The organism is Shimazuella sp. NTD247, from assembly GCF_059510415.1.
Window position 1 is genome coordinate 46,039 of record NZ_JCAJZU010000004.1, and the last position, 23,296, is coordinate 69,334.

25 protein-coding genes are annotated in these 23,296 nt (G+C 37.5%); 20 read left to right on the plus strand and 5 right to left on the minus strand.

What is annotated here, in order from left to right:
- Positions 1 to 6 precede the first annotated feature (6 nt).
- On the minus strand, positions 7 to 1,140 hold the full coding sequence (gene dnaN, locus AC5WOC_RS10945; RefSeq protein ID WP_496055456.1) for a DNA polymerase III subunit beta: 1,134 nt from the start codon (positions 1,138 to 1,140) through the stop codon (positions 7 to 9).
- Between the two features lie 237 nt (positions 1,141 to 1,377).
- On the minus strand, positions 1,378 to 2,763 hold the full coding sequence (dnaA, locus tag AC5WOC_RS10950; RefSeq protein ID WP_496055457.1) for a chromosomal replication initiator protein DnaA: 1,386 nt from the start codon (positions 2,761 to 2,763) through the stop codon (positions 1,378 to 1,380).
- 983 nt (positions 2,764 to 3,746) lie between these two features.
- On the opposite strand from dnaA, the gene AC5WOC_RS10955 reads away from it, so the two are divergent.
- The 10 genes from AC5WOC_RS10955 to rsmG all read left to right on the plus strand — a co-directional run bounded on the left by AC5WOC_RS10955 (position 3,747) and on the right by rsmG (position 12,190).
- Entirely contained in the window at positions 3,747 to 4,394 is a 648-nt protein-coding gene (locus AC5WOC_RS10955) for a peroxiredoxin-like family protein (RefSeq protein ID WP_496055458.1), read from the plus strand.
- A gap of 230 nt (positions 4,395 to 4,624) precedes the next feature.
- A complete protein-coding gene (locus tag AC5WOC_RS10960) occupies positions 4,625 to 4,885 on the plus strand; it encodes an NAD(P)-binding protein (protein WP_496055459.1) in 261 nt (86 codons plus the stop codon).
- Positions 4,886 to 5,001: 116 nt separating this feature from the next.
- The gene (locus AC5WOC_RS10965) at positions 5,002 to 6,045 is read left to right on the plus strand and encodes an RNA polymerase sigma-70 factor (protein ID WP_496055460.1); all 1,044 of its coding nucleotides are present in this window, start codon (positions 5,002 to 5,004) and stop codon (positions 6,043 to 6,045) included.
- Between the two features lie 304 nt (positions 6,046 to 6,349).
- On the plus strand, positions 6,350 to 6,484 hold the full coding sequence (gene rpmH / locus AC5WOC_RS10970) for a 50S ribosomal protein L34 (RefSeq protein WP_028778273.1): 135 nt from the start codon (positions 6,350 to 6,352) through the stop codon (positions 6,482 to 6,484).
- A 75-nt stretch (positions 6,485 to 6,559) separates the two neighbouring features.
- On the plus strand, positions 6,560 to 6,931 hold the full coding sequence (rnpA, locus tag AC5WOC_RS10975; RefSeq protein ID WP_496055461.1) for a ribonuclease P protein component: 372 nt from the start codon (positions 6,560 to 6,562) through the stop codon (positions 6,929 to 6,931).
- Positions 6,931 to 7,140, plus strand: coding sequence for a membrane protein insertion efficiency factor YidD (gene yidD, locus AC5WOC_RS10980; RefSeq protein ID WP_496055835.1), 210 nt, complete (start codon positions 6,931 to 6,933; stop codon positions 7,138 to 7,140). Before rnpA ends, yidD begins: the two co-directional genes overlap by 1 nt.
- Positions 7,141 to 7,178: 38 nt before the next feature.
- Entirely contained in the window at positions 7,179 to 7,931 is a 753-nt protein-coding gene (locus tag AC5WOC_RS10985; protein WP_496055462.1) for a YidC/Oxa1 family membrane protein insertase, read from the plus strand.
- 264 nt (positions 7,932 to 8,195) lie between these two features.
- Positions 8,196 to 9,572, plus strand: a complete 1,377-nt coding sequence (mnmE, locus tag AC5WOC_RS10990; RefSeq protein WP_496055463.1) for a tRNA uridine-5-carboxymethylaminomethyl(34) synthesis GTPase MnmE — start codon at positions 8,196 to 8,198, stop codon at positions 9,570 to 9,572.
- A 48-nt stretch (positions 9,573 to 9,620) separates the two neighbouring features.
- On the plus strand, positions 9,621 to 11,498 hold the full coding sequence (gene mnmG, locus AC5WOC_RS10995) for a tRNA uridine-5-carboxymethylaminomethyl(34) synthesis enzyme MnmG (RefSeq protein WP_496055464.1): 1,878 nt from the start codon (positions 9,621 to 9,623) through the stop codon (positions 11,496 to 11,498).
- Positions 11,495 to 12,190: a 16S rRNA (guanine(527)-N(7))-methyltransferase RsmG gene (rsmG, locus tag AC5WOC_RS11000; RefSeq protein ID WP_496055465.1), complete on the plus strand. Its 696-nt coding sequence runs from the start codon at positions 11,495 to 11,497 to the stop codon at positions 12,188 to 12,190. The genes mnmG and rsmG overlap by 4 nt, the downstream gene beginning before the upstream one ends.
- A 428-nt stretch (positions 12,191 to 12,618) precedes the next feature.
- On the opposite strand, the gene AC5WOC_RS11005 is transcribed toward rsmG, so the two are convergent.
- Entirely contained in the window at positions 12,619 to 14,505 is a 1,887-nt protein-coding gene (locus tag AC5WOC_RS11005) for a hypothetical protein (RefSeq protein WP_496055466.1), read from the minus strand.
- Between the two features lie 195 nt (positions 14,506 to 14,700).
- A complete protein-coding gene (locus AC5WOC_RS11010) occupies positions 14,701 to 15,900 on the minus strand; it encodes a ParM/StbA family protein (protein ID WP_496055467.1) in 1,200 nt (399 codons plus the stop codon).
- A 324-nt stretch (positions 15,901 to 16,224) separates the two neighbouring features.
- On the opposite strand from AC5WOC_RS11010, the gene noc reads away from it, so the two are divergent.
- From noc to AC5WOC_RS11025, 3 genes are all read left to right on the plus strand, one after another.
- Positions 16,225 to 17,040 (plus strand): nucleoid occlusion protein, encoded by an 816-nt coding sequence (gene noc / locus AC5WOC_RS11015; protein WP_496055468.1) that lies wholly within the window; start codon positions 16,225 to 16,227, stop codon positions 17,038 to 17,040.
- A gap of 264 nt (positions 17,041 to 17,304) precedes the next feature.
- A complete protein-coding gene (locus AC5WOC_RS11020; protein WP_496055469.1) occupies positions 17,305 to 18,066 on the plus strand; it encodes a ParA family protein in 762 nt (253 codons plus the stop codon).
- Complete coding sequence (locus tag AC5WOC_RS11025) at positions 18,059 to 18,916, plus strand: ParB/RepB/Spo0J family partition protein (RefSeq protein ID WP_496055470.1); 858 nt, start codon at positions 18,059 to 18,061, stop codon at positions 18,914 to 18,916. Before AC5WOC_RS11020 ends, AC5WOC_RS11025 begins: the two co-directional genes overlap by 8 nt.
- Before the next feature lie 58 nt (positions 18,917 to 18,974).
- On the opposite strand, the gene yyaC is transcribed toward AC5WOC_RS11025, so the two are convergent.
- Complete coding sequence (gene yyaC, locus AC5WOC_RS11030; RefSeq protein WP_496055471.1) at positions 18,975 to 19,589, minus strand: spore protease YyaC; 615 nt, start codon at positions 19,587 to 19,589, stop codon at positions 18,975 to 18,977.
- Positions 19,590 to 19,743: 154 nt separating this feature from the next.
- Here yyaC and AC5WOC_RS11035 point away from each other — a divergent pair, with 154 nt between their 5' ends.
- The 7 genes from AC5WOC_RS11035 to rpsR all read left to right on the plus strand — a co-directional run bounded on the left by AC5WOC_RS11035 (position 19,744) and on the right by rpsR (position 23,284).
- On the plus strand, positions 19,744 to 19,965 hold the full coding sequence (locus AC5WOC_RS11035; protein WP_496055472.1) for a DUF951 domain-containing protein: 222 nt from the start codon (positions 19,744 to 19,746) through the stop codon (positions 19,963 to 19,965).
- A gap of 22 nt (positions 19,966 to 19,987) precedes the next feature.
- Positions 19,988 to 21,088 carry a redox-regulated ATPase YchF gene (gene ychF, locus AC5WOC_RS11040; protein WP_496055473.1) on the plus strand — a complete coding sequence of 367 codons (1,101 nt, stop codon included), beginning with the start codon at positions 19,988 to 19,990 and terminating at the stop codon, positions 21,086 to 21,088.
- A 13-nt stretch (positions 21,089 to 21,101) separates the two neighbouring features.
- Positions 21,102 to 21,395 (plus strand): hypothetical protein, encoded by a 294-nt coding sequence (locus tag AC5WOC_RS11045; RefSeq protein WP_496055474.1) that lies wholly within the window; start codon positions 21,102 to 21,104, stop codon positions 21,393 to 21,395.
- Between the two features lie 151 nt (positions 21,396 to 21,546).
- Entirely contained in the window at positions 21,547 to 21,867 is a 321-nt protein-coding gene (locus AC5WOC_RS11050) for a hypothetical protein (protein WP_496055475.1), read from the plus strand.
- 364 nt (positions 21,868 to 22,231) lie between these two features.
- On the plus strand, positions 22,232 to 22,522 hold the full coding sequence (gene rpsF / locus AC5WOC_RS11055) for a 30S ribosomal protein S6 (protein ID WP_496055476.1): 291 nt from the start codon (positions 22,232 to 22,234) through the stop codon (positions 22,520 to 22,522).
- 42 nt (positions 22,523 to 22,564) lie between these two features.
- Positions 22,565 to 23,020, plus strand: a complete 456-nt coding sequence (locus AC5WOC_RS11060) for a single-stranded DNA-binding protein (RefSeq protein ID WP_496055477.1) — start codon at positions 22,565 to 22,567, stop codon at positions 23,018 to 23,020.
- A gap of 36 nt (positions 23,021 to 23,056) precedes the next feature.
- Complete coding sequence (gene rpsR, locus AC5WOC_RS11065) at positions 23,057 to 23,284, plus strand: 30S ribosomal protein S18 (RefSeq protein WP_496055478.1); 228 nt, start codon at positions 23,057 to 23,059, stop codon at positions 23,282 to 23,284.
- Positions 23,285 to 23,296 lie beyond the last annotated feature (12 nt).

The following is a 23,296-nucleotide window of genomic DNA, read 5'->3' on the forward strand; positions in this document are numbered from 1 at the left end:
TCTGCCTTAACGGGTTCGAATTGGCACGATTAGGTGGAGTGAATCATTACGATCAGTAGGTTGTATGAGGAACGGTGTCATGGAACCTGTAAATTGAATGTGGATTTCCTCACTATCAATCGTACGAAGTGCTTCTATCATGTATCTTGCATTAAAAGAAATCGTTAATGATGGACCTTTTACATCTGCTTGGATCTCTTCTACAACACTTCCTATTTCCTGTGAAGCAGAAGTGATCTGTACTTGATTATCACTCACAGTCCATTTTATCACATTATCTCTGCCATCCCTGCTAATAAGTGACGCACGCTCAACAGATTGTAACAATTCTTTTGTTTTTGTAGTAACCTCAACATCTCCTGTCTGCGGTATCACACGGTTCGTATCAGGATAACTCCCTTCTAGCAATCGTGTATAAAAAGAAAGATGTGTTGTTTTGGCAAGCAGCTGATTTCCTGCAACTACTAAATCTACTAATTCAGATTCATCTGCAAATGTTTTTGCGAGTTCACTCATACTTTTACCAGGGATAATGACATTTTTCATCTGCAAATCTGGTAAACTTTCGACATTTGTTCGTTGCCGAGATAAACGATGACTATCTGTTGCAACACAAGTCAATAAACCATCCTCCAACTGGAATAAAACTCCAGTGAATACACCGCGTGCTTCATTAACAGCAACAGCAAAACTCGTTTTACGAACTAGTGTACGAAGCAACTCAGCTGATAAAGAAAATACTTGTTCTTCATAAAGCTGTGGTAAAGATGGATATTCCTCACTTGTTAAGCCATGTAGTTGGAATTCGGCTTTTCCGGAGCGAATCGTAATTGCATTTCGTTCACCAACAATCCACTCTACCTCATTTCCAGGAAGTTTGCGAACAATTTCTGCAAAAATTTTACCAGGAACAACTACACTCCCTATTTTTTCCACAAATAACTGTTCTTTTTCATCTTTCACACTGGGAATTCTGGTTTCAATCGTTATATCAGAATTACTACCAGTTAAAATCAATTGATTTTCTTCTGCGGTTACTTTAATACCTGTCAAAATAGGAATAGTAGTTCTAGTGGAAACTGCTTTTATTACCTGTGATACAGCATCTACCAACACACTTTGTAAGATTCGTAATTTCATAAGATCCTCCTCGAACATTTCTGTAAGATAATTTTTCACTTTTTTTCGTCTCAATTTTTATTCACAAACTCTATTATTTATTTAATTAATTATTAATAAAAAATAGTAGTAGTAGTAGTAGTACCTGTGGATACTGTGGATAAGTGGGTTGGGACAAGCAACAAAGCCTATACACGTTGTGGATAAGCTGTGTATAGGCATGGGTGAGTTGTCCACAGTTTCCACATTAGGCTGTGATTAACTGTTTCGACTAAGACGATTTTTTAGTTCCAAAATCACTTGTTCTAACTCTTGATCTTGATTCAACATGCGACTTATTTTTTCATGAGCATGAATGACCGTTGTGTGATCGCGTCCGCCAAAATCTTCCCCGATTTTTGGTAAGGAACTCTCCGTTAATTCACGAGATAAATACATGGCAATTTGTCTTGGGTATGCGATTGTCTTGGTACGTTTTTTACTCTTTAAATCTTCCACCCGCAATTGATAGTAATTTCCCACTACTTGTTGAATCTCTGGTATTCCTATTTTCTTTGGTTGATTAGGTGAGACTAAGTTTTTTAATGCTTCATGAGCTAGATCTATCGTTATTGCTTGGTTAAGCATAGTAGAATAAGCAACTACACGTATAAGTGCGCCTTCCAATTCACGAATATTATTTGCAACTTGATCAGCGATATAATACAGCACTTCGTTCGTTACTTCTAAGTTGTCTGCAATAGCCTTTTTGCGTAAAATGGCGATTCTAGTTTCCAAATCAGGCGGCTGAACATCGGTGATTAGTCCCCACTCAAATCGAGAGCGAAGACGGTCTTCTAAAAAAGGAATTTCTTTTGGAGGCCGATCGCTCGAAATAATAATTTGTTTATGGCATTCATGCAATGCATTGAAAGTGTGGAAAAACTCCTCTTGTGTCCCTTCTTTTTTCGCTAGAAACTGAATATCGTCTATTAACAGAACATCTACGGAGCGATATCGATTGCGAAAAGGTTCAACATTACCACTGACAATTCCATTGATGAATTCATTTGTAAACTTCTCAGAAGATATGTAGCAAATACGGCTCTCAGGATTTTGCTGCTTTACGTAGTGTCCAATGGCATGCATTAAGTGCGTTTTCCCCAAACCAACACCGCCATAGATAAACAATGGGTTGTAAGTATTTGCAGGTTGTGCAGCTACCGCAAGGGAAGCAGCATGGGCAAATCGATTGCCAGGTCCAATAACAAATGTTTGGAATGTGTACTTAGGATTCAGTTGGGAAGAGGATGGGTCTTCTTCAGTCTGCATTTGTATTTCTGGTGTTAACACTTCATCCAATGAAGTAGGGGAGACTTCATCAGGTGTGTCATTGGTGCTTTTTACTTCTGTTTCATCAAGTGAATGCAGCACAAAATCGACTTCCATTGGGACACCTGAAATTTCCCTTAACGCCAATAAAATCTTACTCTTTGCTCGATGTACAAGCCAGTCTCTTGTAAAAAAATCAGGCACTGCTATGAGTAAAAAATTTGGTTTACTCTCCACCACTTTTGTTTGAATCAATAGCTGTTCTACATCTGCCGATTCATCGGAGCAAGCTGATTTCAATGCATGTAGCCATAGTTCATCAGCAGAATACATGTACGAAATCCTCCTCTCTTTTTGGATTTCAAAATAGTTATCCACAAAACAGAAAGTATAAGAATGAAGTACTCCACAGAGTTATACACATTATCCACAATCTGTGGATAACTTAGTGTTAAACAGTTCTAATTATTCACATCTAAACTTATCCACAATCTGTGGATAACATGAGAAATAAAAAAACTTATCCACGGAGAAAACAAAATAAGAATATCAAAATGAACTAGATATGACAAGGACTTTTAAACAGTTATCCACTTATTCACAGCCTGTGGATAACTACTTATCCACAGGCCGAAAATCTGTGTATAATCCGTGGATAAGTTGTTGATAACTTGAAAAAAGTTACCCACAATGATCCAAATTTTTCACAAATCAGACGAAAAATCAGCTGGATAGAATAAAATCTGTGGATAACCTGTGGAAAAGTTGTTGATAACCTGTTAATAAGTTGTGGAAAAAAAGTGGATAAGTGGGGGAAACCTAATATTCTCATAACAGTATAATTCAATACATAATATGCATGTAAATCTATTCTTAACAAAAATAAAAACCTATTTACATCCATTCCAGTCAATAAATACCAATAAAATGAGTATATTTGACTTTTTTGAATCCCCTTTTTTGCTCGCCTGTGGATAACCTGTGGAAAAGTTGTTGATAACCTGTTAGTAAGTTGTTGATAAAGAGTGGATAAGTGGAAAAAACGCTGTATTTTTAGGCATAGTAGAATTTATTAGGAAATCATACTACTTTTCTACTGTGTTTTTTGAAAATAAGGAACAAAAAATTACGAAACATCATTTCTAGTATGACAAAGATAATACCAAAGGTTTTTTATAGATTGCATATCTCGTTTTATTATTTTTTTTGCAGAAAAAGTATGGATGTCTGTCACAATTTCACACTCTTATTTGTCTCAGTTTATGAAAGGCAAATCAGCACATGGATAATATGGAGAAAATCTAGAGGTGAAAACAATGACAAAATTAGTTGATGATATCCGGAAATTCGAAGAAAGCGTTCAGAAAGAAGCCATGACCGAAAACAAAAAAATGATTGCCCAAGCAACAAAAGAATTGAGTGAATCGAATGTAGCAAAGGGATTATCGATTGGCGAACAAGCTCCTGATTTTACGTTAAAAGATGCTGCAGGTGCTTCCGTTATCCTTTATGAAGAATTGAAAAAAGGACCTGTTATCTTAACTTTCTATCGAGGCGGATGGTGCCCGTATTGCAATCTAGAATTGAGAGCTTACCAACGAGTTTTAAAAGATATAAAAGCAGCAGGAGGACAATTAATTGCTATTAGTCCTCAAACACCTGATTCTTCACTCTCGACGAAAGAAAAAAACGAGTTGGAATTTCTTGTTTTAAGTGATACGAATGGAAGCGTTGCTGAAAACTACCATTTACTATTTAAGCTACCTGATTATCAAATTGAAATTTATAAGGCATTTAGTGCGGATCTAAAAAAATATAATGGGAATGATGAATGGAAGCTCCCAATTCCAGCAACTTATCTTATAGACCAATCAGGAAAAATTCGGTTCGCGAGTGTAGATCCTGATTTTACAAAAAGAGAAGAGCCTACAAGAATGGTAGAATTGTTAAAAGAGATCTTGTAAGGGTACAGAACCAAATGAAAATGGGCTCACTTGCTTTATCCAAAAGAAAGACCGATTCAGTCGTGAATCGATCTGATTTCTATTTATAGGAACTGTCACCTCTCAGGCGGCAGATATGCTGGTTCTGAACTGCAAATTAACTGATATAGAAAAGGTGATGAACAAATGTCACAAATCCATCCCTTTCCTTGTCTAAGTGTATGAAAGACAAATAACGAGTGAAGGTAAGGATGGTGAAACAGTTTGATGTTGCAATCATTGATGGAGCCATTGCAGGTTTAGTTGCAACATTTGATTTGGCCCAAGCAAGGAAGTCTGTTTTTCTTTTCGAAAAGGCCAGCCGACTAAGTGACCGGGCAATATCTATCATGAAAAACGAGGCTGTCTTCGATCTTGGCGCTCATGCAATAGTCAAGGGAGGGGCAGTGGATGAAATCTTTCAAGATTTAGGTATCAGAGTGGAAGGTAGACACATCAGTTCTATGGGATAATAGGGTAAACCATATGTTTAAATTTTTAATCTCTTGAAACTTAAGCTGGTCAGTTAAGATGGAGTTTAACACGCTGACAAAAATTGATGCAGTTGCAGGGCTGTATGTGCGGGAGAGTGGGCCACCCATGGAGAAGATTTGCAGATGCTGCGGCGGCAAGTGGAAGACGTGCGGCGCTTTGTATGTTAAAGGATATGGAAACAGGCTGTAAGGGTAGGCAAGAAACCATTGTAGTGCGAGTAACAGGAAGAAAGAGGGTAGCTGACATCTTGGAAAACATAAAAACAGCAGAATTCTATACCGAATACAAACCACTATTGTTCTCTCTTGCTTACCGTATGCTGGGCAGTGTCGTGGATGCGGAAGATATTGTTCAAGAAGCCTTTTTAACCATATATAAATCTAATTCTGATCACATTCAAAATATGAAAGCATATTTATGCAAAATTGTAACGAACCGCTGTCTCAATCTGCTTCAGTCAACGAGAAAACAGCGGGAAAACTATATCGGAACTTGGCTGCCTGAACCGCTTGTGACAACATCAAGTGACGAAATGGATCCATTGGAATCATACTTACAGAAGGAATCGGTATCCACCGCTTTTGTGCTGTTGCTGCAACAATTATCCCATGTGGAACGAGCTGTTTTCTTGCTGCGCGAAGTGATGCAGTACGATTATGAAGAAATAGCTGACATTGTTGGCAAGAGCAATGCGAACTGCCGGCAAATATTTCTTCGAGCAAAACGCAGTCTCAGCGTAACATATGATCCGGATTTGAAGCCCTTAGATCAGGATAAAACTACACACTTGGTGGAGCGATTTATGAATGCTCTTTCCTCAGGAAATAAGACTCAAATCTTGAAATTTTTATCAACTGATGCGGTACTCTTTGCAGATGGAGGAGGAAAAGTTAGGGCACGATTGCAACCTCTTCATGGTCATATATCAATTTTTTCCGGCTTGACAACAAATTTCCAAAGTTTGCCTTCGAGTGTAAATTACTGTATCACCACAGTAAATGGCCTACCTGGAATTCTTTTATATACAGATAAAAAAACGTTGACTGTCATTTCATTCCATGTCATGGATGATCGCATTGTTAATATTTTTATCGTCGCAAATCCTGATAAATTGACACATGTGCATTATTCTAAATGATCCCATATAAAAGATTTTGTATTGATATGTTTTTTTAAATAAGCATAGCTATTTAATAATACTGCTAAGAATTTTTTCAATCAAAGAATACACTACTACTTCAATTTGACTATTAAGTAAATTGGTTTGTTGGAATATCAGATGTTCCTTCATGGGATCAGTTGAGATATTTGTTAAACGATCCTTTCCTCCTGTTTCTTGACACTATACCCTTCAGATAGCTATAATAGGGAGGATTGTCGACTAGAGCGACTTACTATGGGAATAAGAAGGGAGGTAACCTTGAATTTCAAGGTGAATATAGATGAAGAGAACTTACCAACCAAGTAATCGCAGACGGAAAAATGTACATGGTTTCCGCGCGAGAATGGCTACGAAAAATGGACGTAAAGTATTAGCTGCACGTCGTCGTAAAGGAAGAAAAGTGCTATCTGCTTAATCCTGGGACCACTTACATACTGTGGTCTTTTTTTCCATATAGATATATCCTCACTGGAGAAAGGAAGCCTATCTTGTGCAAAGACCTTTTCGCTTAAAGAAACGCAAAGATTTTCGCAGAGTTTTTCGGGCAGGTACATCGGTAGCAAATCGCCAATTTGTCCTGTATACTTTCAAGCGAATGGATGATGATGTTCCTCGCATAGGAATTTCCATAAGTCGCAAGATAGGGAAGGCCGTAGTGCGAAACCGGATCAAACGGCTGATCAAGGAGGTTGTTCGGCATTGGGTTGATCACATTCATCCACAATTCGATCTTATCTTGATTGTTCGTAATCCAGTAGTAGGATTAAAATATAATGAGATTGAATCAAGTCTTCGTCATGTTATGAAACGTGCGAACGTTTTCAATCATGTCCCAAAAGTGACAAAGAGGAGTGAGCAATGATGAAATATCTAGCTATTCTCTTTATCCGCTTTTATCGGAAATTCATCTCACCGCTACTACCTCCCAGTTGCCGTTTTTACCCAACTTGTTCACAGTACGGATTAACTGCAATTGAACGACATGGTTTTTGGCGCGGTGGTTACTATACAGTAAAGCGAATTTGCAAATGTCATCCATTTCATCCTGGTGGAATTGATCATGTTCCATAAATAAGGAGATTTGGCTTTATCTTGAGGAGGAGTTATCGTTGAGTAAGCGGCGAAAGTATTTTCTATTTGCTCTGATCGCCCTTTTTGCCGTCTTGATGTTGAGTGGTTGTTCTACTAACGGCGCTCATTATGCTAAGTTAGATCCGGCTCACGCAGGTATTTGGGATAAATATTTTGTCATTCCATTGGCTCATTTGTTGGATTGGTTCTCAAAACAACTTGGAAATTATGGACTTTCTATTTTAGTTGTAACCTTTTTAGTGAGGCTTATCATATTTCCATTAACATACCGTCAACAAAAAAGTATGCAAGAGATGCAAAAAATTCAACCGCAAATGGTTAAAATACGCGAAAAATATAAAAAAGATCCGCAAAAAATGCAACAAGAGACTATGAAGTTATATCAAGAACATAATGTAAATCCGATGGCGGGCTGTTTTCCAATCTTGATTCAGATGCCTGTACTCATTGCTTTTTATCAGGCGATTGTACGAGATGCAAATATCGCTAAATCTTCTTTCTTATATTTGCAATTAGGACAACCTGATCCCTATCATATACTGCCATTATTAGCGGCGATTACTACATACATTCAATTTGTGTCATCGGGTAGCGGTGATAATCCTCAAATGCGGATAATGGTATGGATTTTCCCAGTAATGATCTTTGTCTTAGCATTTAGTTTCCCTGCTGCTATGGCTTTGTATTGGGTATATGGTAACATCTTTACTATCTTGCAATACCAACTAATTTTAAAGCCAATGTTAAAAAAACCATCGGAAGCAAAGTAAAGTCTCCTTTTAGGAGGCTTTTTTCATCTCTATGTGATCAACTTATGATCTTCCCGATGCTATGAATATTCCGGGAATTGTAAATGAATGCCGATGGGAGAGTGATTTCCCTACAAATCTCGTTTTTTCGGTTAATCAATCTCAGTTACACGAAATGTTTGTATTGAAAGTAGTTTTTCTCATCTATTTTTGGGGTATTCCTTGACTAGCAGTTTTCTTTGTGCATTTGTGTTAAGATTAGTTATTAGTTGAGAGGTGGATGATGTGGAAAACGATACTATTGCTGCCATTGCAACCGCAATGGGTGAGAGCAGTATAGCAATCATACGTGTGAGTGGGCCAAGTGCACTAACTCGTGTGGATCATATATATCAGGGGAAAACTAGCCTTGTCGAAGTAGAAACTCATACGGTGCATTATGGACATATCATCGATCCAAGTACCAAAGAGACGATTGATGAAGTATTGGTAACTGTCATGTTAGCCCCGCGTACTTTTACACGAGAAAATGTAGTAGAAATTAGTTGTCACGGTGGATTAATAGCAGTTGAAAAGACACTGGAAGTACTTCTTAAAACAGGAGTTCGTCTAGCCGAACCTGGGGAATTTACCAAACGTGCATTTTTAAACGGTAGAATCGATCTTTCGCAAGCGGAAGCTGTCATTGATTTAATTCGTGCAAAGACAGATAAAGCAGCAAAAGTAGCTATCCGCCAATCGGAAGGAAAGCTTTCTTTGCATATTCGTTCCTTGCGCAATGAAATCGTGGAGACGCTAGCTCATCTTGCAGTAAATGTAGATTATCCTGAATATGATGCAGATGTTCTAACAGGTCAGTATGTGTTGGAGCGTTGTGAATCGATCGGTAGAGAAATTGATCAATTGTTGCTTACTGCTCGACAAGGAAAGATACTGCGTGAAGGAATTGCTACTGCGATTATCGGGCGTCCAAATGTAGGAAAGTCATCATTGATGAATGCTCTAACACAAGAGAATAAAGCAATTGTTACGGATATACCTGGGACAACAAGGGATGTAATCGAGGAATATGTCAATGTTCGTGGTATTCCTCTGAAACTATTAGATACTGCTGGTATTCGTGAAACAGAAGATATTGTTGAGCAAATTGGTGTTCAGCGTTCAGAAGAAGCCTTGCAAAATGCTGATTTGGTATTACTTATGTTGAATTACTCGGAGCCGTTGCAGACCGAAGATTATCGATTGCTTGAAAAAGTAAGGGATCTGCCTACTATACTGATAATCAATAAACTGGATTTACCAAAAAAGATTGACTATGAAGAAATAAGACAAAGAAGTGGCAGTAAACCATTTATCCCCTTATCTGTAAAAACAGAAGAAGGATTAAGTTTATTAGAAGAAGCGATAAAAAACATGTTTTTTGCAGGCGAAGTAGAAATGAATGATCAAACATATGTCAGTAACGCCAGGCATATTCAGCTTTTGGAGCAAGCAAAACAAAATATTAAAGATGTAATAGAAGGAGTGGAGCAGGGTGTTCCACTAGATATGGCTGAAATTGACATGAAAAATGCATGGCAGTCGTTAGGTGAAGTCATTGGCGAAGCAGTGGCAGAAGATTTAATCGACCAAATTTTTTCTCAGTTTTGTTTAGGAAAGTAAATGGCTTAATGAATCGGGTAATACTAGAAAGAGAGAGGTTGTGAAAAAGTGAGTTACCAAGCAGGTTCCTATGATGTTATTGTAATCGGGGCTGGACATGCTGGATGTGAAGCGGCTTTGGCAGCAGCACGAATGGGTTGTCAAACGTTGCTTCTGACGCTAAGTCTCGACACCATTGCGTATATGCCATGTAACCCCTCGATTGGTGGTCCAGCAAAAGGACATGTTGTTCGTGAATTGGATGCACTTGGTGGAGAAATGGGGAAAAATATAGATAAAACGCATATTCAAATGCGAATGTTGAATACAGGAAAAGGGCCAGCCGTGTATGCACTGCGTGCACAGGCAGATAAAGTCCTTTACCAAAGGGAAATGAAAAAAGTAATAGAAGAAGAACCCAATTTGACCCTGCATCAAAATATGGTAGAAAAATTAATTGTCGAAGATGGAATTTGTAAAGGTGTCCTTACCCGAACAGGTGCAGCTTATCATTCGAAGACAGTGGTGCTGACTACTGGAACCTATTTACGTGGAAAAATCATCATCGGTGATCTCCAATATGAAAGTGGTCCTAATAACCAACAGCCTTCTATTAACTTGGCACATCATCTGCAAGATTTAGGGTTTGATATGGTTCGGTTTAAAACAGGAACACCACCACGAATTAATAGTAGAACCATTGATACAACGAAAATGGAAATTCAGCCAGGCGACGACGAGCCGCGTGCGTTTTCTTTTGAAACAAAAGATTATATTACAGATCAGCTGCCTTGTTGGTTAACATACACCAATGAAAAAACACATCAGTATATTCAAGATAATTTGCATCGCGCTCCGATGTATTCTGGGAAAATCGAAGGAAGAGGACCGAGATATTGTCCTTCTATAGAAGATAAAATTGTTCGTTTTGCAGATAAAAATCGTCATCAAATTTTTATCGAGCCAGAAGGCCGAGAGACATTAGAAATGTATGTACAAGGTTTATCTACTAGTTTACCAGAAGACGTACAGCAAGATATTCTTCGGACGATCGATGGTTTGGAAAAAGCAGAGATGGTGCGTACTGGTTATGCAATTGAATACGATGCAATTGTGCCTACTCAACTATGGCCAAGTCTGGAAACTAAGCTAGTCCCAGGTTTGTTTACGGCTGGTCAAATAAATGGAACATCTGGATATGAAGAAGCGGCTGCACAAGGTATTATGGCTGGCATTAATGCAGCTAGAAAGGTCCAAGGGGAAGAAGCTGTTATTTTGGATCGATCAGAAGCGTATATTGGCGTTTTAATCGATGACTTGGTGACCAAAGGTACAAATGAACCTTATCGTCTGCTTACATCACGTGCAGAATATCGACTATTGCTTCGTCATGACAATGCAGATCTCAGATTAACGGATAGAGGATTTCAAATTGGATTGATCAAAGAAGAACGTTATCAACGGTTTGTGGCAAAACGCGAAGCGATTGATAAAGAAATCGAGCGATTACGCCAAACAAAATTGACCCCTAATGCAGAGGTACAAGCCAAATTAATCACATTAGGTACAAATGAATTAAATAATGTGATGGAATTAGCTAATTTGATCAAACGTCCGGAACTTTCTTATCAACATATTATGAAACTCTCACCATCTCCAAATAAATTAACGGAAGAAGAAATGGAGCAAGTAGAAATTCAATTAAAATATGAAGGATACATTCAAAAATCATTGCAGCAAGTGGAAAAAATGAAACGAATGGAAAAGAAAAAAATTCCTCATTGGGTAAATTATTCTACGGTCTCTGGATTATCATCAGAAGCAAGAGAAAAATTACAACAAGTGCAACCAGTATCATTGGGACAAGCTTCCCGCATATCTGGAGTCAATCCCGCTGATATTTCTATTTTGATGATTTATATTGAGCAGGGTGGACGTACTGCATGATAAGTTATTTACAAGAGGAATTTCAATTAACGCAAGATCAAATGGATCAGTTTCAGTTATACTACCGCTTACTTGTAGAAAAAAACAAAGTAATGAATTTGACTGCGATTACAGATGAACAAGAAGTATATATCAAGCATTTTTATGATTCATTAACTATTTCCCGGGCAATAGATTTATCAAATGTATTGAAATTGATAGATGTTGGTACAGGAGCAGGTTTTCCTGGCATACCACTAAAGATTGCTTTTCCGCATTTGCATGTTACATTATTGGATTCTTTGTTAAAACGTGTTAACTTCCTCCAAGAAATTGGAGAGGCACTCGGTTTAAGAGATGTAAATTATGTACATGGCAGGGCAGAGGATATCGCAATGACAGATGCACACCGTGAACAATATGATTTGGCGACATCACGTGCAGTTGCAAAACTAAATATATTAACAGAGTATTGTCTGCCATATGTTCGAGTACATGGAAGTTTTATAGCACTCAAAGGTTCGAATGCTGGAGAAGAAGTTGCTTCAGCGAAACAAGCAATGTATTTATTAGGAAAGGCAGAGAAAAAAGTATATTCGCTTGAATTGCCAGAGCAAATGGGACAGCGAAACCTAATTATAATTAAAAAAAGTGAAAAAACGCCAAAAAAATATCCACGAAAATCAAATATAGTGAAGAAATCGCCACTTTAAAGCCTCTTAGGAGGTTTTTTTTAAAAAGAATATCAGAAAGAATAGATTTGACTGGCAGCGGTATATTTTGAGCATGAAAGGTAGAACTGCATAATAAATTTTCTAAAACTAGAATTTCTAGTATGTCTAATAAAAGACAAGGAAATAAAATGGATGGTAAAGGAGATTGCTATTGTCTCAACATGAAGAAGGTACAATTATTTAGAGAGTTATGATTACTTTCCATAAGAGTAGCTGGTTTCGTATCCTAAGAAAAAAATAGTCCTCATCTTGTTTATCAGATGAGGATGTTGTATTAGCATGCACCTAAGTTTTCCTAACAAAGAGGAACATTCTTGTAATGGTTAAGACAAAAAAGGAGGCCATTTCCTAAATGACGATGTCGAAATAGAAGCAAGTCCCTTAATAAATGGGGACTTGCTTCTATGTTAACCTAGGTTATTAATAAGATTGTGAAGTCCTCTCAGAGCAATTTTTCGTTTCTCGATTTTATCCATTTCCTGTCTCTTGCGATCATTACTGCTGGAGAAAGAAGGGAAGAAATCCTCAAAACTATTGTATCCATATGGCTCTTCGAATTCGATGGAATCAAATTTGAGATTGTCTGAATTGGTTTCCACATTATTTTGTTTTTCTTCAGTTTGATTTGTTTGTTCATCTTTTGTTTCTATAGAATTATTTAGTTTGTTTTCTTCATCTTCATCTTCTTCTAAATCTTGATGAATAATTGAATTTTGAACTAGATTAGAAAAAGATTTATCCGTTTTTTGTGTAGCAGAAGGTTGAATGATTGGGTTTGGGATTGTTGATTCCAATGTTGAAAACAGTCTGCTTTTTTTATTCCTTCTCCGAGAGGAGAAAGGCTCCAATGGAAAAACATCTGGCTTTTTTGTTTGTTCATCTTGTACATTATTTTTTGTTTTATCGCGTTTTCCAGGTTCTAACGTTTGTTCCGGTTTCTCTTGATGTAATTGATGGAATGAGAATTTCTTTCGTAAACGCAGATCACGATCTAACAGAAGAGCAGGGGACTCATTTGAGTCAACCTCTTCCTGCTCTTGTTGTGTATTAAGTTGTTCTATTTGTTCCACTGCTTTTTCTTTTGGTGTTTGTAAGTCAACGTCAGATGTTGTTTCATTCGAGTCATTTTCGTCTTCGAGTTGTGAATGAAGAACAAGTTCATCTAAACTAGGCAGTTTCTTTTTCTTTAATGGAGGAGCTTTTAGTGGATAATTTTCTAGTTTTTTCTCCAATTCTTCAAGTCTATCTTTATGTTCCTCTGAAACTGCAACTGTTTCTTCTTTCTTTTCCGTCGTGTCCTCTGCTTCTTGTACAGTATATAATTCTGAAGAGGTGCTAGGATTAGTCATCAAGTGCGGTCCGTGAAAAATAAAATTATTTTTGTTATTTAAAATCGCTATTTTTTCAACGGTATCTTTATCAAATGTTTCATTTTCGTCTTTCTCTTCTTGGGAAACAATCTCTTCTGTTTCCTCTGTTTCATTTTGATTTACTGTGTAAGGAAGTGGTTCAGTTTCTATTACTTCTTCGCCCTCAATTCGGATAGGGTTAAAAAGGTGATAAGAAGCAAGCATAGAACTATTTAATCCCGTTTTGTTCCGTTGAACCCCATATTTATTTGCCCGAATACCAAGCATTCGGTTGTCAATCAGTGAGCTTTCTTTTGCAAGCGGTGTTATCATAGGGAAAGTAAATTCTTTATGCTCCTCGTCAACTTCTTTTTCATTTATTTCTTCTTCTATATCGTCTTCAACTGTATTATCTGTTAATTCCTCTTCTGTCTCTTCTTCGATATCCTCTTTGATTTCTTCTTCGATTTCTTCTGTTTCTTCTAGAATAGAAGTATCTTCTTCGGTTTGATCCTCTTGCACGAAAACTTCTTTGTCTTCTGCCTCTAAGTTTTTGCCCTCAAGATTGATCTCATCTTCTAACAAACTTTCTGTATCGGTCTCTGTATCTAAGGACATATGTAATTCAAAAGTGTTCTCATCTTCCTCTGCGATTTCTTCACGATCTATATAGGTTTCTACTTCCATAACAGGTTGTATTAAAAAAGTAGTAGAACTTTGGAATGGTGTTTGCATGAGATGTTCTTGTATTTGAAGATGAGAAATAGTTTGTTCCGAACTCGGCTGGCTCACCTGCTTTTGCGACATCAATGTTATCATGGTTTGCGGATCTATTGGAATATAGAGTACTTTTTTTCCTTCGTTTTGCAATTGTTCTATTGTTACTTTGGTTTCATCATCAAAACCTAGAACAATGGTATCAAACATTTGTATTTTTTCATTCAACTGATTTCCCTCCTTTTATTTGTGAAATATAGATCGCTCATTTCTTCAACCCTATTATCTCTTTTTTTTCAACAGAAGGCTAGTTTCTTTTTGATATATTAACAGGCAAATAGTAAAGAATACAGCAGAATCCCCCAAAATGTTGGGGGATTCGCTTGAATAACACACTTCAAAGTAGATGAAATGTTGATCCTCTTATTTTTTTACCTTTTGCTGTGGATTCTGCTGTTTTTTATTCATAGCCTCACTTAAAGCATCTGGAACAGTAAATTCTTGTTGAATAGTTGCAGCAGCTTCCAGTAAGTCTTTTACAGGTACAGCTTTTGATTTTGATTGAGAGAATTTGCAAAGACCAAAACCATTCGCAAACTGTGCTTCTATTCCATAATCTTCTGCAAAGATGAGCTTATCACCGAAACGTTCTCTGTAGAATGGTTTAAATGGAATAGATGCTCCACCTGTTAAAATGATGTAAGTAATATCATCACCAAAATCTAATCGCTGCCAAACTTCTTCCACAAGGTTAGCTCCAACTTCACGAACACATTCTTGTACAATTGCGCTAACATCATGGGTTTTTCCTTTGAAACTAATTTCGCCTGAATTTACGATTCGAGGAAGACTCCAAATTGGATATTCTTTTCCGTTGTTTTCTGCATCTGCAGTGCGAGTAAATTCTAGTAATCGTTTGGATAAGAGATTGTATACATTTAACATCGCATGACGAGATGTAAAGCTTTGGCGTTTGATAATTGTTTCACCATGCAGTGTTTCAATGTCAGATGTTCCAAATCCAAGATCATTAATGCTAACTTTTTGAATAAAGAGATCCTCATTTAATAGTTTTCCATCACGATCTAGTGCGATATGGAATAGTGTCGCCATCGGCTGGCTAATAACAAAAAGATTTTCTTTTTTGATTTCAAATTCTATTTTTCTATATGGCAGATTACCTTGTTTTACTTCAAAAGTATGTTTCCCGATAAGACGTCTTTTCAATTCATCTTTGTAATCAATATAACTGTCAGTTGGGAGGGCCACAGATACAACTGGTTCATTATTTCCTTGCAACATCAAGCCAGTACTAACTCGGAACATAATGAGGTATTCCTGTTCACGAAACCAAGTAGGGCTGAAAAGACGACGTTTGTGAGAATCAAATAGTTCATCATCGCCAGATTGTTCCACTGCGAGCTTTCCGCAAAACCATTCACGGTCGCCGTCTGCTTCTCGATACATAATATTGTGGGGATCGTTGTTGTATGTAATTTCACCCACACGGTTAGGGACTACCATATTACGGATAAACATTTTATAGAATTTACCATTAGCACGGCTTACTACCTTCGTACCATAGTAACCTTGGTCATTACCTATGTAGACAGGTGTACTCATTTGGATTTCCTCCTAAAATAGTCACGTAGTTTTCTATGTTCCCTCTCAACGATTCTACCAATTACAAGTAATAGGATCAAGGACTTTCTATTGGGAACCTCTTAAATCCAAAAGAACATTTAGATGATGATGAAATATTAAGAAATGAAACGAGAGAGTTGGAATGAAAAATGTTCCACGTGGAACACCCAATTTTTAACTTTTTTAGCAGGTGCTAACGAATCGATATCGAAATGATAAGAATAAAAGATGTATCCTAATTTTTCTTAGTGACAAATGTAGTTACAAAGAGTACTAGAATAAGATGAACGGCGGTGGAGCGGTATGAAAGAACCATTTAGTCGACTGTTTGGGCTAGCAGAAAAGCAACAATTTGAACAAGTGAAACAAATACCTGTCAGCCTCATCAAACCAAGTCCATATCAACCAAGAGCTATTTTTTTAGATGATAGACTCGAAGAATTATGTCAAACCATCCGGCTTCATGGTGTAATTCAGCCAGTTGTAGTCCGACAAAGAGGGAAACATTATGAGCTCATTGCAGGAGAACGGAGATTAAGGGCTGTAAAGAAACTAAACTTCGTTACCATACCAGCCATTGTTCGAGAACTGAGTGATTCGCAAGCTGCATCAGCATCTTTAATCGAAAATTTACAGCGAGAGGAATTAACTTCGATTGAGGAAGCGCGAGCTTTAGAACAATTATTAGACGTTCATCACTTAACACAGGAGGGATTAGCGCAAAGATTAGGGAAAAGCCAATCGACAATTGCGAATAAGCTGCGATTATTGCAGTTACCGTCTTTTGTTCAAGATGCTTTGCTCGAAAGAGCGATAACGGAAAGACATGCTCGTGCACTTTTGGTTTTGAAAGATGAAGAACAGCAACATAAATGCTTATTAGAAATAATAGAGAAAGAATGGAATGTAAAACAAACAGAAGAGCGGATTCGAAAGTTAACAGAACCAAAATCTACTTCTAAAAAAACTGCTAGACCTTCGCGAGATTTTCGTTTAGCTGTCAATACCATTCGTCAATCTTTGGATATGATTAAGCAGACGGGTATGGATGTTACAGCATCGGAAGAAGAATTTGAGCAATATTATGAGTTGAAAATTCGAATTCCAAAAGGAACCTAACCAATTCAAGTTGTAGGTGATCGGAATCGGCTAAAGAGCGAGTGTAAAAGTTATTTAACATCCTACAATAGCAGTATTTCTTGAATTTTTTATTCTACTAAAAGAGAAGTAGATAAGACAATTGTAACTCAAAATAGTAGTCTAAGTATGAATTAGTTAAATGATTTATATCTCTATCTATTAGAGCATGGACGAGTGGGTGTACTCTTTCAGGAAACCTGATAGAATAATAGAGAAAAATGTTAAAAGTGAGTAGGTGACATCGTGGGCAGAGTCATTGCAATTGCAAATCAAAAAGGGGGTGTCGGCAAAACGACGACATCAATTAACCTTTCAGCAAGTGTTGCAGCAATGAATAAAAAAGTATTATTGATAGATATAGATCCTCAAGGTAATACCACTAGTGGATTAGGTATAAACAAGGCTGATGTAACCGAATGTGTTTATGATGTTTTAATGAATGAACAGAACCCTGCTGAGGTTATTATACCAACCAGCATGGATGGTTTATGGCTTCTCCCTGCTACTATTCAATTAGCTGGAGCTGAAATAGAATTAAGTCAGGCAATATCAAGAGAATTGCGTTTAAAATGGGCTATTCAACAAATAAAAGATCGATTTGATTATATTTTTATTGATTGTCCGCCATCATTAGGAATTATTACATTAAATGCACTGACTGCAGTAGAATCAGTTTTAATTCCTATACAGTGTGAATTTTATGCATTGGAAGGGTTAGGTCAATTGTTAAATACTATCCGGATTGTTCAAAAACATCTAAATAAACGATTAGAGGTTGAAGGTGTATTGCTGACCATGTTTGATGGACGTACTAATCTATCTATGCAAGTGATGGAGGAAGTAAAAAAATATTTTCAGAGTAAAGTGTATGAAACCGTTATTCCAAGAAATGTGCGCTTAAGTGAAGCACCGAGCCATGGTGTACCTATTCTTGCATACGATGCCAAATCACGTGGTGCAGAGTGCTATGTGAACTTGGCTAGGGAGGTAGTGGCGAATGGCTAAAGGTCTAGGTAGAGGTTTGGATGCACTGTTTACAAAGGTAGACGTAGAAAAAGAAGATGTGATCAGCGAAGCAAATGTAGAAGAACTTCGTCCTAATCCATATCAGCCAAGGAAGCATTTTGATGATCAAGGCATCCAGGAATTAGCGGATTCGATAAAACAGCATGGTGTAGTACAACCACTAATTGTGCGCAAAAGTATTCGTGGCTTTGAAGTTATTGCAGGTGAGAGGCGCCTTCGAGCTGCAAGGCTAGCACTTTTGGCAACGGTACCTATTGTCATTCGCGAATTTACTGATGAGCAAATGATGGAGATCGCATTGGTAGAAAATTTGCAACGAGAAGATTTAAATCCAATGGAAATTGCAACTGCTTATCATAAATTAATGGATCGTTTGACCCTTACACAAGAAGAGTTATCGGAACGGGTTGGTAAAAGCCGTCCACATGTCACTAATTTTCTGAGATTGTTACAGTTGCCAATGGAGATTCAATCAGATGTTTCACGTGGAACATTATCGATGGGACATGCTCGTGCAATTTTAGGTGTAAAAGATGAACAGCTGCAAATTCAACTCGCTACAAAAGCTATTAAGGAAAGAGCAAGCGTAAGACAACTAGAAGAGTGGATTCAGCGATTGAATCAACAACCATCGTCAAAAGGAAAAGAGAATCCTAAACGTATAGAGCCCACAATCAAACGTTATGAGGATATGCTGCAACAAGTTTTTAGCGCACCTGTGAAGATAAAACAAGGGCGTAAAAAGGGGAGAATTGAGATTGAGTATTACTCCGATCGAGAGTTAGAGAGACTCATTGAACTCATTCACCAAGATCATATGATTCAGTAGTGTTGTCAGGGAGGGGAAACTCTCCCTATTTTTGCGGGGTCAAATTAAATCTCATTCTCTAAAATGTTAAAGTTGATCTTGGGCTTTCGCTGTTTTCTTCTGTAGACCAATTATCAGTGGTTGGCCGAGTTGCTTGGATAATACTTTCTGCTATCATTTGCGCCATTCGCATTACGGTACTTAGACGGGTATTTTGCAACACCATGTATTCCATAAATCCCGCAACATTTACGATACCAGTAACATGGATCTGTCCGACTTCCGGCAATTGTTTGTTTACACCTGCACCAGGTCTGACAGGACCAATCCCGACTTGTATCGAACCAACACTTTTCAGTTTCCCCAAACATGCATCAATTGCAATAATCAATGATTGTGGATGAAACTGTTGGAGATTTGCTATTTTTTCTGGTAAATTTAAAGCATGAACAGGCTCTTCTAAAGTACCCATCACAGCAAAATTTTCTGACTCATATGGAGAGAGAAATGTTCCTACAAGTGGACCTAATGAATCGCCTGTAGATCTGTCCGTGCCAATACAAACACATACAATTTTTTGATAGGTAAACTGTCTTAGAACAGCGTGAATAGAATTGATAACATCTTGTTTGGCTGCAGGCTTAGTATGAGAAATACTGTAACAATTTATTTGATTCAAGGTTTCTCCCTCCATTGCTTTCAAGCTCCTTAACAGTATACGGAAGAACCCTCTGATTTATACGTGTTCTATCAATTCATTTACTAGATTAAAAGATTTGATAATAAGGGTATAGAATTGGAAGACTTCTGACTGCAAAAAGAAATACACTATTAGTAGGTGATAAATAGTGCAACGTAAAGAGTTTGGCTTAGGGGATGTAGTCCAAATGAAAAAAGGACATCCTTGTGGGACAAATGCATGGAAAGTGATTCGGATGGGAATGGATATCCGGATGAAATGCACTGGTTGTGAGCACAGTGTTTTGTTGCCAAGAACGAGATTCGAACAGCGATTAAAAAAGGTATTAATTTCAGCACCAAAAAATGAAAATGATGAACAGATGAATTGAATTATAAAGGGGCAAAAATGAAGTGGCTTTAATGACTGGAATAGTAGGATTACCAAACGTAGGAAAATCGACTCTGTTTAATGCAATTACAAGAGCTGGAGCAGAATCAGCAAACTATCCTTTTTGTACCATTGAACCGAATGTAGGCGTAGTAGATGTACCAGATGAGCGATTAACGAAATTGGCAGAATTGATAAACCCCCAAAAAGTAGTTCCAACAGCATGTCAATTTGTGGATATTGCAGGGTTAGTAAAAGGCGCTAGCCAAGGAGAGGGGTTAGGAAATAAATTTTTATCTCATATTCGTGAGGTAGATGCCATTTTACATGTCGTACGTTGCTTTGAAGATGAGAATATAACTCATGTTTCAGGAAAAGTAGATCCTGCAAGTGACATGGCTACTATTCAATTGGAACTAATCTTGTCAGATATGGAAACAGTAGAAAAACGTCTGGATCGTGTTGCACGACAAGCAAAAACAGGAGAAAAAGCTGCTGTTCAGGAACAAACCTTACTTTCCAAAGTATTGACTACGTTACAAGCAGAAAAACCAGCAAGAATGACGGAAGTCGATGAAGATGAGCGAAATCAACTGAAGTCATATAGTTTGCTAACAATGAAAGATGTTTTGTATGTAGCAAACGTTAGTGAAGATGAAGTCGCAATGGCTGATGATAACCCGTATGTAAAACAAGTAAAAGAGATAGCAGCTGCAGAAGGCGCTGGAGTAGTAACCATTAGTGCTCAAGTAGAAGCCGAGATAGCAGAATTAGATGGAGAAGAACGGGAAATGTTTTTGGAAGAATTAGGTCTACAGTTTTCCGGATTGGATCGATTGATACATGCAGCATATCATTTATTGGGATTGATCACTTATTTTACAGCGGGGGAGAAAGAAGTTCGTGCATGGACAATCCGCAAAGGAACCAAAGCCCCAGGGGCAGGTGCAGTCATTCATACCGATTTTGAAAGAGGTTTTATCCGTGCTGAAGTAGTAGGCTACGATGCTTTAATAAACTCAGGTGGATATGCAGGTGCAAGAGAAAAAGGGTTAATGCGTCTGGAAGGAAAGGAATATGTTGTGCAGGATGGAGATATTATAACCTTCCGATTTAATGTGTAGAAAGGATTGACTAATGGGTAACTTAGGGACACTGACTGGATTATTAGCTGGAGCATTTCTGCTTGCTATAGTAATTATTGTGGTTTTTGTGGTTATCCTGTTTCTTATTTACCGACAAATAGGACAAATCAAAGGTTTATTGCAAGGGAATAATTTTTATTTGATGACCTTAGTACAAACACTAGGAGAACGAAGAGCAGCAACTCGTGCAGCAATGCATCATTTTAAATTGACGGAAATAGAAGCAATACAATTTTTACAACTACTACATTTGCGTTTCCCTGAAGATGAAGAAAGTGATAGCTAAAGTATGTAAGATCGTATTTAGAAGAGTTGTTCTCGATGAGACAACTCTTTTTCATTTGTATCATGAGACGAACCCATAGCGGATTTTTTGATCTGATGAAAGCAAATATTGTAAAATAGAGATGTCAACGAAACCTCACAGAGGAGTTAATATGCGTTATTGTCCTGGCAATGGGAGATGGGTGACACGAGATAATAAAGAAATTTATCGTATCATCTTGAAGGGATCAGCAAAGGACAATTCAAATGGAGTTCTAGAGATTATTTATTCGTACATCGTAAATGCCAACACACTTGTAGATTGCCAAGTATTTTACAAACCTGTTGATGGAACGAAAGATCAAGGTTTTACAGGAAATTTCCACAGTGTTGAGCTGCAGTACAGCATAATGGAGATTAAGAATAGCAACGGAAAGGTATGCCACAAATTTAAGTTTTATCGTTCTCAAATGATAAAACATATTGTTTATTAGCTACTTTTTGAGGTTTAGCTCCCATTACTTCACTAGTTTTGGGAGCACATTCACTTGAAACATAACACTCATATGGGTATGGACAGCAATCTCCGTTTTTATTGGAGATTTGTTGCTGCTACCAACTATAGATCTAATTAAGATAGGAACACAATGAAATTAGAGGTTGCACGAGTGATCATTCCATTATATAGTAGAACATATATACGTATTGTTGTTTTTAAATCATTTGTCTCTATACATAATGTTAAATCCAATCCTTGCTTTTACTAGGGCTGTTTGCTAGAATAAGATATTGTGTGAGTATAGCTCACTCCTTGCTCTATGTAATCATAGGGCCGCTAGTCCAAAGGGAGGTGTAAATATGACAAAGTATGAGCTGATGTTTATTGTTCGTCCAGATGTGGATGAAGCTGCTCTTACCTCTACCCGTGAAAGAGTACAATCCATTGTAACTGATATGGGTGGACAGGTAGAAGATGTGAAAGACATGGGAAAACGTCGTCTTGCTTATTTGATTGATAATCATCGTGAAGGTTTTTATACTGTTACGACTTTCCAATCAAATGCAGATGCTGTACAGGAAGTTGAACGTGTTCTTAACATTAACGACAGTGTAATGAGATATCTGACCATTAACTTGGATCAAAAATAGAGAAAAAAGTGACGATCATCTTGCAAAAGGGAGAGGTTGCCAGTGCTTAATCGGGTCGTTTTAGTTGGTAGGCTTACGCGTGATCCTGAACTTAGGTATACTGCCAATGGGGCTGCAGTAGCTAAATTTACTCTTGCAGTAGACCGCAATTATACCAATCAACAAGGAGAACGGGAAACAGATTTTATCTTTATTTCCGTTTGGCGTGGTCTTGCTGAAAATTGTGCGAAATATACTCGTAAAGGTTCCTTGATTGCTTTAGAAGGACGTTTACAAGTAAGTAGCTATGATAACCAAGAAGGAAAAAAAGTATGGACTACAGAAGTGGTTGCTGATAATGTACGCTTCTTGGATTCTAGAAATAGCCAAAATAATGACAATAACTTTGGCGACAATACAGGCTACAACCAAAACCAACAAAGACAGCAGTCTAACCAAGACCCATTTCAAAGTGTAGGGAAACCAATCGACTTGTCGGATGATGATCTTCCTTTTTAATAAAAATCGGGAATATGATCAAAGGAGGGACCAAAGATGGCTCGTCGTCGTGGACATAAACGTCGTAAAGTTTGTTACTTTACAGTAAACAAAGTCAGCTACATCGACTACAAAGATGTCGATTTGCTTCGGAAGTTTGTAAGCGAACGTGGAAAAATTTTGCCTCGTCGTGTAACTGGTACTAGTTCCAAATATCAGCGTCAATTGACACATGCAATTAAACGTGCTCGTCAAATGGCATTGTTAGCATATACAAACGACTAAAATGAAGGAAAA